Source organism: Arthrobacter sp. LAPM80, from assembly GCF_046736435.1.
Taxonomy (GTDB): domain Bacteria; phylum Actinomycetota; class Actinomycetes; order Actinomycetales; family Micrococcaceae; genus Specibacter.
This window is the reverse complement of sequence record NZ_JBCHVD010000005.1, coordinates 133,110-145,968: the sequence shown is the minus strand read 5'-3', so window position 1 is coordinate 145,968 and position 12,859 is coordinate 133,110. Positions and strand designations below refer to the sequence as shown.

At 62.8% G+C, this 12,859-nt stretch carries 12 protein-coding genes and 1 pseudogene; 8 read left to right on the top strand and 5 right to left on the bottom strand.

The features are described from left to right. Positions 1–73 precede the first annotated feature (73 nt). Positions 74–571 (bottom strand): annotated as a pseudogene (locus AAGW05_RS07540) (M23 family metallopeptidase); the annotation flags it as partial. A gap of 355 nt (positions 572–926) precedes the next feature. Between AAGW05_RS07540 and rpsB the strand changes: the two are divergent. The 6 genes from rpsB to AAGW05_RS07510 all read left to right on the top strand — a co-directional run bounded on the left by rpsB (position 927) and on the right by AAGW05_RS07510 (position 6,472). Beyond that, a complete protein-coding gene (gene rpsB, locus AAGW05_RS07535; RefSeq protein WP_411803874.1) occupies positions 927–1,808 on the top strand; it encodes a 30S ribosomal protein S2 in 882 nt (293 codons plus the stop codon). Positions 1,809–1,966: 158 nt separating this feature from the next. Beyond that, positions 1,967–2,794: a translation elongation factor Ts gene (gene tsf, locus AAGW05_RS07530; protein WP_411803873.1), complete on the top strand. Its 828-nt coding sequence runs from the start codon at positions 1,967–1,969 to the stop codon at positions 2,792–2,794. Positions 2,795–3,023: 229 nt separating this feature from the next. Then, complete coding sequence (gene pyrH, locus AAGW05_RS07525; protein WP_411803872.1) at positions 3,024–3,785, top strand: UMP kinase; 762 nt, start codon at positions 3,024–3,026, stop codon at positions 3,783–3,785. Between the two features lie 128 nt (positions 3,786–3,913). Beyond that, the gene (frr, locus tag AAGW05_RS07520; protein ID WP_411803871.1) at positions 3,914–4,471 is read left to right on the top strand and encodes a ribosome recycling factor; all 558 of its coding nucleotides are present in this window, start codon (positions 3,914–3,916) and stop codon (positions 4,469–4,471) included. 446 nt (positions 4,472–4,917) lie between these two features. Continuing rightward, entirely contained in the window at positions 4,918–5,808 is an 891-nt protein-coding gene (locus tag AAGW05_RS07515) for a phosphatidate cytidylyltransferase (RefSeq protein WP_411803948.1), read from the top strand. A 58-nt stretch (positions 5,809–5,866) separates the two neighbouring features. Continuing rightward, a complete protein-coding gene (locus tag AAGW05_RS07510) occupies positions 5,867–6,472 on the top strand; it encodes a DivIVA domain-containing protein (protein ID WP_411803870.1) in 606 nt (201 codons plus the stop codon). Between the two features lie 74 nt (positions 6,473–6,546). On the opposite strand, the gene AAGW05_RS07505 is transcribed toward AAGW05_RS07510, so the two are convergent. The 4 genes from AAGW05_RS07505 to AAGW05_RS07490 all read right to left on the bottom strand — a co-directional run bounded on the left by AAGW05_RS07505 (position 6,547) and on the right by AAGW05_RS07490 (position 10,566). Further along, positions 6,547–8,046: a cation acetate symporter gene (locus AAGW05_RS07505; RefSeq protein ID WP_411803869.1), complete on the bottom strand. Its 1,500-nt coding sequence runs from the start codon at positions 8,044–8,046 to the stop codon at positions 6,547–6,549. Next, positions 8,043–8,435 carry a hypothetical protein gene (locus AAGW05_RS07500; RefSeq protein WP_411803868.1) on the bottom strand — a complete coding sequence of 131 codons (393 nt, stop codon included), beginning with the start codon at positions 8,433–8,435 and terminating at the stop codon, positions 8,043–8,045. Before AAGW05_RS07500 ends, AAGW05_RS07505 begins: the two co-directional genes overlap by 4 nt. 52 nt (positions 8,436–8,487) lie before the next feature. Further along, positions 8,488–9,213, bottom strand: coding sequence for a LytR/AlgR family response regulator transcription factor (locus AAGW05_RS07495; protein WP_411803867.1), 726 nt, complete (start codon positions 9,211–9,213; stop codon positions 8,488–8,490). 120 nt (positions 9,214–9,333) lie between these two features. Continuing rightward, positions 9,334–10,566, bottom strand: coding sequence for a sensor histidine kinase (locus AAGW05_RS07490; protein WP_411803866.1), 1,233 nt, complete (start codon positions 10,564–10,566; stop codon positions 9,334–9,336). A 213-nt stretch (positions 10,567–10,779) separates the two neighbouring features. Between AAGW05_RS07490 and AAGW05_RS07485 the strand changes: the two genes are divergently transcribed. Together AAGW05_RS07485 and AAGW05_RS07480 are read left to right on the top strand one after the other, a co-directional pair. Continuing rightward, the gene (locus tag AAGW05_RS07485; protein WP_411803865.1) at positions 10,780–11,148 is read left to right on the top strand and encodes a DUF485 domain-containing protein; all 369 of its coding nucleotides are present in this window, start codon (positions 10,780–10,782) and stop codon (positions 11,146–11,148) included. Positions 11,149–11,178: 30 nt separating this feature from the next. Then, entirely contained in the window at positions 11,179–12,804 is a 1,626-nt protein-coding gene (locus tag AAGW05_RS07480; RefSeq protein ID WP_411803947.1) for a cation acetate symporter, read from the top strand. The last annotated feature ends 55 nt before the right edge of the window (positions 12,805–12,859 follow it).

The following is a 12,859-nucleotide window of genomic DNA, read 5'->3' as shown; positions in this document are numbered from 1 at the left end:
GTGCGGCTCCGCCCAGCAAGGGGAGCAGGATCGAGGGGCGCAGGTCCATGACGAATTGCAGGGGATCAAGGTACTCCTCCCCGCGCCGCACGCCCCAATGCAGGCAGCTGGCCGCGCCCGATGGGGCGCCATCGCAGTGTGTGGGCCCCTCGAGGGTGCCAATGACCTGCCCCCGCGCAACGGCATCGCCAACCTTGAAGTCTGAGGTCACAGGTTCAAGGCTCAGCCGCAATCCACCGTCGACGGAAATCGTGAGCACGGACCTGTTGGCGACCCTCCCGGAAAAGCTGACGACCGCTGACGTGGGTGCCAGGACCTGGCTGCCCTGCGCCGCAGCCAGGTCCACGCCGCGATGGCCGGCCAGCCACGGTTTCGCCGGCGGGTCAAAAGCATGCACAACCCGCGGCTTGCCAGCCAGCGGCCAACCCCAGGCCAGTGACCCCGGGAGGGGGGCTGCCGCCGTCGAACGTGAAGCTGAATCGGTGGCGGCGAACGACGGCGCGGGACCCGGCAGCAGGGAAAAGGCGAGCAGGACGATGCCCAGCAGGGGTAGTCCCCGGTGGCCGGTCATGATGCTCATCCTTCAATCGTGCGCGCCCAGGAACCAGCGCGCAGCCGCACCCGGGGTCAATGTGCGCAAAACCCGGATAGGAGCCGGTTGTGGGGGAGTGGATGTGGTCAGCTGGGTCGAGCGCTCTGTAGTAACATTGACAGAGCAGTGTGCTCTTTGTGCACTGACTACGCGCGCCCCACCCTGATGAGGTACCGGGAGAGATCCCGGATCCGGCTAAAGGATTGTGCCCATACGGTCCGCCTTACGGTGGTTTATGGAATGCACGATGGGTGCCAGGAGCTGGGGCTTGACCGGTTTTCCGGCCGGGCCTAAAAGCTAAACAACCGTTAAATTATATTAAAGGAGCGTCGGCATGCCCGTCGTAACAATGCGCCAGCTGCTTGACAGCGGCGTCCACTTTGGACACCAGACCCGTCGTTGGAACCCGAAGATGAAGCGATTCATCCTCACGGAGCGCAACGGCATCTACATCATCGACCTGCAGCAGTCACTGTCCTTCATTGACCGCGCCTACGAGTTCACGAAGTCCACCGTTGCACACGGCGGAACCGTACTCTTCGTCGGTACCAAGAAGCAGGCTCAGGAAGCCATCGCAGAGCAGGCCACCCGTGTTGGCATGCCTTACGTAAACCAGCGCTGGTTGGGTGGCATGCTCACCAACTTCCAGACGGTTTCCAAGCGTATCTCGCGCATGAAGGAACTCGAAGAAATCAACTTCGACGACGTTGCCTCCTCGGGCCACACCAAGAAGGAGCTCCTGCTCCTCAAGCGTGAACTCACCAAGCTGCAGACCAACCTCGGTGGTATCCGCAACCTGACCAAGGCACCGTCCGTGCTCTGGGTTGTTGACACCCCGAAGGAACACCTCGCCATCGACGAGGCTCACAAGCTGAAGATCCCCGTTGTAGCCATCTTGGACTCCAACTGCAACCCCGACGAAGTTGATTTCCCGATCCCGGGCAACGACGACGCCATCCGCTCCGTTGCGCTGTTGACCCGCGTCATCGCCGACGCTGTTGCTGAGGGCCTGATCGCCCGCAACAACAAGGCAACCGGCAACACCGAAGCTCCGGCTGAGCCGCTGGCTGCCTGGGAGCGCGAGCTCCTCGAGGCACCCGCCGCCGATGCTGTTGTTGAAGCACCCGCCGCTGACGCTGTTGTTGAAGCACCCGCCGCTGAAGCTGTTGTTGAGGCTCCGGCCGAAGCTGCTGCTGACGCTGCGACCGAGAAGTAAAAAACTTTTCCCGGTAGAGCCTACGGAAATGATTTCCCGGGCCTGCCACTAAGGAACCAGATGCTGGCAGGATCGCACCGCCCACACGGCAAAGCGGTCCTGCCAGAACTGGCCTAGTACCAATTTATTTACTTAAAAATCTACACTGAGGGGTTCATATGGCGAACTACACCGCCGCTGATATCAAGGCTCTGCGCGAGCGCACTGGCGCTGGCATGATGGACGTCAAGAAGGCTCTCGACGAGGCAAACGGCGACGCCGAGAAGGCCATGGAGCTCATCCGCATCAAGGGCCTCAAGGGTGCAACCAAGCGCGAAGGCCGCTCAACTGCTGAAGGCCTCGTTGCCGCCGCTGTTGAAAACGGCGTTGGTGTCATGGTTGAAGTCAACTGCGAGACCGACTTCGTTGCCAAGGCTGCTCCCTTCATCGAATTCTCCAAGAAGGTTCTGGCCACCGCGCTGTCCTCCGGTGCAGCCGACGTCGAGGCCCTGTTGGCGGTTGACGTTGACGGCAAGCCCATGTCCGAGGTCGTTATCGAAGCTGGCGCACTCTTGGGCGAAAAGGTTGCCATCCGCCGCATTGCACGCGTTGAGGGTGCAACGGTTGACGCTTACCTGCACAAGACCTCCAAGGACCTCCCGGCCCAGGTTGGCGTCTTGTTCGCCATCGACGGTGACAACCAGGAAGTTGCACACGACGTAGCCGTGCACATCGCTGCCATGTCCCCGTCTGTCTTGAGCCGTGACGAGATTGCTGCCGAGACCGTGGAGAGCGAACGCCGCATCGCCGCAGAAACTGCAGTAGCCGAAGGCAAGCCCGAAGCAGCCATGTCCAAGATCGTTGAAGGCCGTTTGACCGGCTTCTTCAAGGAAATGGTTCTCGTTGACCAGGCATTCGCCAAGGACTCCAAGAAGAGCGTCGGCGCTGTTCTGGAAGAAGCAGGCGTCAAGGCTGTTGCCTTTGCACGCTTCCGCGTTGGGGCATAATTCACCTGTGTGAACTAGCCTGATGTGACGAAGAAGGGGTGACCGCGAACTGCGGTTGCCCCTTCTTTGCATGCAACGTCGGATAAGATTTTAGACGCACCCCTTCGCCCGGCTTAACGCTGGGTCGAAACAGGTGAGAAGCAGCACCCCCAGCACAACTGCACGCAAACGGCCGGCGCGGCGAAATCCATGCGCCGCCAGCCAAGCGCCGGTACCCACGGAAGGCACCATGACCACGAACACTTCGCAGACCGCGCACAGCACCACCGAAACAGCAGCGGGAACAGGCAGGCGCCGTCGTGTGTTGCTCAAGCTCTCGGGCGAGGTATTCGGTGCCGGCAAGCTCGGCGTCGACCCTGACACGATCCGCGGCATCGCCAAGCAGATCGCCAGCACCGTTGACACGGTGGAAGTGGCCATTGTTGTCGGCGGCGGCAACTTCTTCCGCGGCGCCGAACTCTCCGCCTCGGGCATGGACCGCTCACGCGCCGACTACATGGGCATGCTCGGCACCGTCATGAACTGCCTGGCGCTGCAGGACTTCCTCGAACAGGCCGGCGTTGACACGCGCGTCCAGAGCGCCATCACCATGGGTCAGGTCGCCGAGGCCTACATTCCGCGGCGCGCCATCCGCCACCTCGAGAAGAGCCGAGTGGTCATCTTCGGTGCAGGCGCAGGCCTGCCCTACTTCTCCACCGACACAGTCGCGGCCCAGCGTGCGCTGGAAGTCCACGCCGACGTGGTCCTCATGGCCAAGAACGGCGTTGACGGGGTCTACACGGCAGACCCCAAGAAGGACCCCACAGCCGTCAAGCTTGACCACCTCAGCTACGACGAGGCGATGGCCCGCGACATCCGCGTCATGGACCAGACCGCGTTCAGCCTGTGCAAGGACAACAACGTGACCATGCTGGTCTTCGGCATGGAGGGTGAAGGCAATGTGGCCCGCGCCATCCTCGGTGAGGAACTGGGCACCCTGGTCACGCCCTAAGGCCATGATCGGCCAATTATGCGTGTGGCTGGCCCGGGCTCCCGGGCCAGCCACGGTAGGATGGACTCAGAATTGCCGCGTGCACACGCCGCGGAAAGTTGTGTAGTTATTTATTGAGGGAGAGACGCGTGATCGAAGATACTTTGCTCGAGGCCGAGGAAAAGATGGACAAGGCCATTGAGGTCGCCAAAGAGGACTTCTCCGCCATTCGCACGGGCCGTGCCAATCCCGCCATGTTCCACAAGGTCATGGTGGAATACTACGGTTCACCGACGCCGCTGCAGCAGCTTGCATCCTTCGCCGTGCCCGAAGCCCGCACCTTGCTCATCACCCCGTTCGATAAGACCGCCCTGCACGACATCGAGCGCGCATTGAGCTCCTCCGAGGTTGGCGCCAACCCGTCAAACGACGGCAATGTCATCCGCATCATGATGCCGGAACTGACAGCCGAACGACGCAAGGAATACGTCAAGGTTGTCCGCACCAAGGGTGAAGATGCCAAGATTTCCGTCCGTAACATCCGCCGCAAGGCCAAGGAGCAGCTGGACAAGCTGGTCAAGGATGGCGACGCCGGTGAGGATGAAGGGAACCGTGCCGAGAAGGAATTGGATGCGATGACCAAGGCCCACACCGACAATATCGATGAGCTGCTCAAGCGCAAGGAAGTCGAGCTTCTCGAGGTCTAATGACCGACCCCAAGAGTACGCAGGCCGGTTCCGCTGGGGAGCCGGCCGCGTCAAATTCAGGGCACGAGCTCGTGCCAGCACCGGCCGGCTACCAGTTTCCCTCACGTAAGGCCCGCCGCGAGGCGGAGCTGACAGGCATGATTCCCATTATTGTGCCCAAGAACGCGCAGGTGCCGCCTGTGCCGCCTGTGCAGGAGACTCCCGAAGCACAGGCTCCCGGCGAGGCAGCGGTCGAAGAGGTCGTTGACAAGCCTGAGGTTGAAACACCTGCGGCCCGGACTCCGGACGACGCTGGTGCCCCTGGTGGGATGGTAACCGCCAGTGACGAGGACGACGTCGAACTTTCGGAGCAAGAACAGGAACACGAATCTGCGCCGCGTCCGGTTTCCGCGGCACAGGTAACAGGCCTTCCGGTGATTCCGGTTCCGCAGGGTCCCGTCGGGGCCTTGCCGGTGGCTGCAAGCGCGGCGAAGGCTCCGCGGACGCCCAAGGCAGGCCGCGACCTGCCTGCGGCATTCAGCGTTGGTGTTGGCCTGTTGGTGCTGGTCATAGGTTCATTGCTGTTTTACCCCGTGGCGTTCGTTGGCGTGGCGACTGTGTTTGTGTGCGTCGGCGTCTGGGAAGTCACCCGCGCCATAGCCACCCGGGGCATCAAGGCCCCGCTCACCCCCGTCATGGTTGGTGCCCTGGCCATGCCGGCATCCGCCTACTTTGCCGGTGCCGAAGGACTGCTTTTCGCCCTGGTCGCCAGTGCCTGTGCCACTTTCTTGTGGCGTTCCCTTGATTCCGAGCCGGGTGCAGTAAAGAGCATCCTTGCCGGCGTATTTTCACTCATGTGGATCCCGTTCCTGATGGGCTTCGTGTTCCTGATGCTCCGTGGTGAGCACGGCGCGACTTTTGGCCTGACCCTCGATTTGGCGCACATCAACCCGGGCGTCACGCAGGTTCTGATCATGCTCCTGCTGGTGGTTGCCAACGACACCTTCGGCTACCTGGTGGGCGTGCTCTTTGGCAAGCACCCGATGGCACCGAAAATCAGCCCGAAGAAGTCCTGGGAAGGGTTTGCCGGCTCGCTCGGTGGGGCCATGCTGGTGGCCATTCCAGCAACTGTTTTCCTGCTCGACCAGCACTGGTGGGTGGGCCTTGCCCTTGCCGTCGGCATGGTTTTTGCCGGTACTGGCGGGGACTTCGCCGAGTCCATGGTCAAGCGTGAGCTTGGCGTGAAGGACATGAGCAATTTGCTTCCCGGCCACGGCGGCGTGATGGACAGGTTGGATTCCATCTTGTTTGCTGCTCCGGTGGCGTACGCCATCTTCACCGTATTGGGCAGTTTTTGACGGCCGGGCCCCGGCGCGACACACCGTTTGATGCAACCCGTAGAGAAAAGTTCAAGGAATGACTGTGACAGTGGAAGAAACGCCCCGCACCAACTCCAAGTTCAAATTGGTCGGGCCCAAGGAAGTTGGCTACAACGTCAAGCAGGTCGACGTGTTCCTGGAGCGTGCCCGGGCCTACTTCCTGAACACGGACACCCCCGGCACGGCCATCACAAGCCTGGACGTGCGCACGGCGTCATTCGCGCCTGCCCGCGGCGGTTACAGCGCGCAAGCTGTCGATGCGGCGATGGACAGGATCGAAGATGAGTTTGTGCTGCGTGAGAAGGAACTGCTGATCGCGGCGGAGGGCGAAAAGGCCTGGATGATGAAGATCGGCAAGACGGCCTCCGTGCTGCGTGCCCGCCTTCACCGCCCCGACGGGCAAAGGTTCCGCCGCCCGTCCAGGAAGAGCTCCCAAAGCTACAACATAGACGACGTTGATGTGCTGTGCCGCGAGCTGCTCGTCTACATCGAGGACAACGGAGAACTGAGCGTTGACGTTGTCAGGCGGGCGGTCTTTGCTCCCGAAAAGGGCAACAGCGGCTATGAGGAAAGCCAGGTTGATGCTTTCCTTGACCGTGTCGTTGAGCTGATGGCAGCCATCGACCCGCTGCCCCCGAGGTAGCGCCGGGATGACTGGGGCCGGCGAATTTCCGCCCGGCCCCATTTCTGTTTAACCACAGGTTTGCCGGCAGTTCCTCAGCCCTGGGTCCGCGGGATATCAGCGGCCAGGGGGCGCTCCGGCACGTGCAGCTTGGTCATGAACCGGGAAACCGTGGAGCTTTGCCGGTGCCTTGTCGCCTTCGACACCACGATGGTCACCAGGAACGCGGCAGGAACGGTCCAGGCCGCCGGCTGCATCAGCAGGTCCCGCCACTGTGAACCGTCGCCAAGCCGGGAACCGGTAAGGATGGCTGCTCCGCACAGGATGCCGCCGGTGAGCATGCCGGCCACCGCGCCGGCGTCTGTCAGTCCGCGCCACCAAATGCCCAGCAACAGCAGGGGGCAGATGGTCGAGGCCGTAAAGGCAAACACGAGGCCAACGCTGCCAGCCAGTGCCAGGGAGTCGGTCATCATGGCAACCCCAAAGGGCACGACGGCGGCGACAATGGCGGCAATCCGGAATCCGCGCACACTGCCGCCCAGGACATCCTGGCTGATGACGCCGGCCAACGAGACCACTAGGCCCGAGGTTGTGGAGAGGAAGGCGGCAAAGGCTCCGGCCACCACAAGGGCCGTGAGCAGGTCGCCGGCGGTACCTCCGATCAGGGCCCGGGGCAGCAGCAGGACAGTGGCGTCCGGGTAGCCGTTAGCTGCCAGTTCAGGCATCCACGTCCGGCCCACCAGCCCGTAAATGGTGGGGAACAGGTAAAAGAGCGAGAGCAGCCCCAAAACGATCAGGGTCGTGCGGCGGGCAGCTGCGCCGTCGGGGTTCGTATAAAAGCGGACCAGCACGTGGGGGAGCCCGAGCGTACCGAACAGCAGGGCTACCATGAGCGAGACTGTCCGGTACGTTGATCCGGGCGAGATCGCATCGACCGGCGGGAAGATTTCCGTGCCGGCAGGCAGTGCCGGAGCCTCACCTGACGTGCCGGTCGCCGCGAGCAAAATGAAAATGGCAGGGACGGCCAGCGCCGTGAGTTTGAGCCAGTACTGGAATGCCTGGACGAAGGTGATGGAGCGCATTCCTCCTGTCGCAACTGTCAGGCCCACGACCAGGACCACGGCCCCTGCGCCAACCCAGGAAGGCAGGCCTGTGGTGGTCCGGATCGTCAGTGCGGCGCCGTGCAGCTGCGGCACAATGTAAAACCAGCCCACGGCCACCACCAGCAGGCTTGTCACATAGCGGGCCGTGCTTGATTCCAGCCTTGCCTCGGCGAAGTCGGGGATTGTGTAGGCTCCTGAACGCCGCAGCGGTGCGGCGACAAAGAACAACAGCATCAGGTAGCCGGCCGTGTAGCCGATGGGGAACCAGAGGGCCTCGATGCCTGAAATGACCACGAGTCCGGCAATGCCGAGGAAGCTGGCCGCGGAGAGGTATTCGCCGCCGATCGCAGAGGCGTTCCACCAGGGGCGGACTGTGCGCGAGGCAACGTAGAAGTCGCTCGTTGTGCGCGAGGCACGCAGCCCGAAAAAGCCAATCACGGTTGTCGCAACGGACACAAGAATCAAGGCCGAATACCCGATGACCGGGTTCATTTTTCGCCCACAAGGTCGCGATACTGGCTTTCATTTCTTGTTGCGGCCCGGACGTAAAGCCAGGCGCAGGCGCCGATGATGGGGTAGACGCCGGCGCCCATCATGAGCCACGCCGCCGGAATGCCAAGGATCCGCCAGTCGGTAAAGGAGGGCACCCACCGCACAATGCCCCAGCACAGCAGCAACGCCGCCAGGAATCCGGCAGACACCACCAGGGCAAGCCGGAGCTGCGAACGGATCAGTGCACGCACCATCACCTCTCCGACGGCCGACTGTTCGGCAACCTCATAGGACACGCTTGTACCGTGTGGGATGTGCTGGGCGTGGCTGCGTGGCGCAGAAACCCTGACCCTGCCCGGGGCAGGCGGCTTTTCGGGTCCGAGCGTCATCAGAAGTGTCCTCTCAGCAGTGAAGTCCCGGGCCCGGCAGTCCTCGTGGGCGTCATTGCAGCGGCCGCACCCTCGTGGCCTGTAAACGCTCGCGCAGCACCGGGACGTGCCTGCGGCTGACGGGCAGGACGGCGCTCTCAACCGATACTGTCGGCTTGGCTGCGCTGAGCTTCAAGGCGGTGACGAACTGCATGCAGACAAGGTAGGAACGGTGGATCCGGATGAAGCCGGACTCCGCCCAGCGTTGCTCCAAATCTGCCAGTGGGACACGGATCAGGTAGCTTGCCTCGGCGGTGTGCAGACGGGCGTAATCCCCCTGCGCCTGGACAAACCTCACCTCGTCAAGACGGATCAGCTTGCTGACGCCGCCCTGGTCGACGGTGATCATCTCAACGACCGCGGCCGCGGCAGGGTGGGCCACCAGCTCCACGACCCTGTCAACCGTGCGGGTGAGCCGCTCGTTGCGCAGGGGTTTAAGGAGATAGTCGACGGCGGCCAGCTCGAACGCTTCAAGCGCCCGGTCGTCATCCGCTGTGACGAAGACAACGACTGGCGGGTTGGGCAGCCTGCCAAGCACTTCGGCCAGTTCCAGTCCTGACAACCCTGGCATGTGGATGTCCAGAAAGGCTGCGTCGACCGGGTGTTCGGCCAGCAGGGCCAGAGCCTCGTCGCCGTTCATGGCACGGTGGATGGTGCCGACGCGGGGGTCCTGGCCCAGTAGGAATGCCAATTCCTCGACGGCGGGCAGCTCGTCGTCGGCCACAAGGACGTTAATCATGGGGCTAAGCCTAATGCCCGAGGGGCCACGGGCGAGCGAAGCGAGACTGGGGAGGGAGTTAGGCGCTAATGCCCGAGGGGCCACGGGCGAGCGAAGCGAGACTGGGGAGGGAATTGGAGGCTATGCGTCGTGGCCGGGTTGGTTCTTCGGCACTGTCATGGTGATCAGCATGCCGTGCCCCACCCCGGTGTCGATGGTGAGCCCGTGGTCATCCCCGTAGACCTGGCGCAGCCTGGCATCAACGTTGCGCAGGCCCACATGCGTCCCGTCGTGCTGGCCTGCCAAGACCAGCCGCAGCTGCTCCGGGTCCATGCCCACGCCGTCGTCCTCTATTGTCACCTCGGTGTAGGCGCCAAGGTCTCGGGCGTTGATCTGCACAAGCCCCCTGCCGAGCTTTGCCTCGAGCCCGTGGCGGACCGCGTTTTCCACCAGCGGCTGCAGGCTCAGGAACGGAATCACCGTGCTGAGCACCTCGGGGGCGATTTGCAGGCTGACCTGCAGGCGCTCGCCAAAGCGGGCGTTTTCAAGCAGCAGATACCTGTCGATGCAGCGAAGTTCCTCCGCCAACGTGGTGAAATCCCCGTGCCGGCGGAAGGAATAGCGGGTGAAATCGGCAAATTCCACCACAAGGTCGCGGGCCCGCTGCGGATCGGTGTTGATGAAGGAGGCGATCGCGTTGAGCGAGTTGTAAATGAAATGCGGGCTGATCTGGGCGCGCAGGGCACGTACCTCGGCCTCGGCCAGCAGGGTGCGCGAGGCACTCAGCTCGGCAATCTCCAGCTGCGCCGACACCCATGCCGCGACCTCGTTCGTGGCTCGCACCAGCCCGGCGGTCGGCGTTTTGGACAGGATGAGAACACAGCCCACGGCCCGCGAATCAACCTTCATCGGGCAGATGACGGCTGCCTTCAGGTCGACGCCGCGGGGAAGGCCCAGCGCTTCCCTCAGCGTGTCATCCAGCGTGGCCACCTGGGTGCGGCCGTTGCCCAGCGCCTTGGCCACCAGGTCCATGACGACGGCGGACTCGGGCGCCTTTGCGGCGGCTTGGGAACCGTCCCAAGCCAGGAGACGGACGCAGTCGGTCATGGCGAAGACCGTGCAGTTGAGCAGGGTGCGCAGCTGCCTGCTGGCCTTCAGCGCACCTGCCGGTTCAAGTCCATTGCGCAGCTGTCCGCCGGCAACCGCCGCGGAATGCAGCGCGGCAAACGTGGCGTGTTCGGCCTCGGTGCCCAACTCACGGTAGGAGCGGGAAAGACGGAAACCGACGGCGGCCACAATGGCGATCGCGGCAACGACGGCTGCAATTGCCGTGATGAGCAGGAGCGTCGAATCACTGAGCGCGGGGGAGGGCATGCTGACAAGACTAGCGGGAGAACGCGGCGGTTCAGGCAGCAGGCCACGGCTGGTTCGGAGGCCTCCCGGCGGCAGCTCGTGGACACTTTGGGGTGCGTGGCTGCCATTCGGCGCAGCTTCCATGCCGTTCACCGCGGCGTGCGCCACAACCATCGCAGGTGTGAGTCGGAGCACTTCATAGTGAAGGGGATCACATTACTCAAAGGAGGAATGATGGGTATCCCCACCCCCGCAAGCAAGGACAATCCGGTGGATTTCATGGCGGAACAGAACTCACGGGAGTTCCAGAAGCTGCGCACATCGCACAGGAATTTTGTTTTCCCCGTAGCCGCCGGCTTCCTGGTTTGGTACTTCGCTTACGTCCTGTTAGCTGCCTATGCCCATGAATTCATGTCAATCAAGGTGTGGGGCAGCCTCAACATCGGCCTGGTCCTGGGACTTTTGCAGTTCGTCACGACCTTCGGCATCACCACCTGGTATGTCTCCTACGCCAACCGAAAGCTCGATCCCCAGGCCGCCGTGATTCGCGAGCGCCTTGAGTTGCGGATCGACTCAGCCACCAAGACCAAGAAAGAGGTGTAATCCGTGAGCCTGCCCTCCATCCTTCCCAATGTGGCACCGCTGGCACAGTCACTGAGTGAACAAACCAAGGAAAACTCGTGGATCAACATCCTGATCTTCGTCGGCTTCGTTGCCATCACCATGGTTGTTGTCTTCCGTGCCAGCCGGAACAACAACACTGCCGCGGACTACTACGCGGCCGGCCGGTCCTTCTCAGGCGGCCAGAACGGCACCGCCATCGCAGGTGACTACCTCTCGGCCGCCTCCTTCCTTGGCATCACGGGGGCCATCGCCGTCAACGGCTACGACGGTTTCCTCTACTCCATCGGCTTCCTCGTCGCCTGGCTCGTTGCGCTCCTGCTCGTCGCTGAGCTGCTGCGCAACACCGGCAAGTTCACCATGGCCGACGTCCTCTCCTTCCGCCTCAAGCAGCGACCCGTGCGCATTGCGGCCGCAACGACCACCCTTGTGGTCTGCTTCTTCTACCTACTGGCCCAAATGGCCGGTGCCGGCGGTCTTGTTTCACTCCTGCTGGGGTTGGACAACACGAACAAGGCCGGCCAAAACATCGTCATCGCCGTGGTTGGCGTGCTCATGATCGTGTACGTACTGATCGGCGGCATGAAGGGCACCACCTGGGTCCAGATCATCAAGGCATTCCTGCTGATCATTGGTGCGGCCATCATGACCATCATTGTGCTGGCCATGCACGGCTTCAACCTCTCAACACTCATGGATGCCGCAGTCCAGACCTCCATCAACGAAGGCGGCGTCGGTGAGGCCCTGCTGAACCCGGGCGCCCAGTATGGCAAGGCTCCCCTCGACTTCATCTCGCTGGCACTGGCGCTTGTCCTTGGCACCGCGGCCCTGCCACACGTGCTGATGCGCTTCTACACGGTTCCCACTGCCAAGGAGGCCCGCAAGTCAGTTGTTTGGGCGATCTGGCTCATCGGCGGCTTCTACATCTTCACTCTCGTCCTTGGCTACGGTGCAGGGGCCCTGATCGGCAAGGACGCGATTCTTTCGGCTCCCGGCGGTGTCAATGCCGCCGCCCCGCTGCTGGCCTTCGTGGTGGGAGGGCCGATTCTGCTGGGGTTCATCTCCGCCGTCGCGTTCGCCACAATCCTTGCCGTCGTTGCAGGCCTGACCATCACTGCGGCAGCGTCGTTCGCCCACGACATCTACTCCAACGTCATCGTCAAGGGCGAGCCCAAGCCTGAAATGGAAGTCAAGGTTGCGCGCCGCACAGTCGTCGTGATCGGACTGGTCGCCATTGGCGGCGGCATCCTTGCCAACGGCCAGAACATCGCGTTCCTCGTGGCCCTTGCCTTCGCGGTGGCTGCCTCGGCCAACCTGCCCACCATTATCTACTCGCTGTTCTGGAAGAAGTTCACCACCCAGGGCGCTCTGTGGAGCATGTACGGCGGCCTGGCCTCGGCCATCGTGCTGATTACCTTCTCACCCGTTGTCTCCGGCAACGCCAAGGCCATGATCCCCGGGGCCGACTTCTCGTGGTTCCCGCTGGCCAACCCCGGCATCGTCTCCATCCCGCTGGCCTTCTTCCTCGGCTGGCTCGGAACGGTGCTGGATAAGAACACCGAGGACCCGCGCATCCAGGCCGAGATGGAAGTCCGCTCCCTGACCGGCGTCGGTGCCGAGAAGGCCGTGGACCACTAGTCCCGACACCCCGCCCAACCCACCCTATTTTCATGGTGGTTGCGGGCCCACCAGC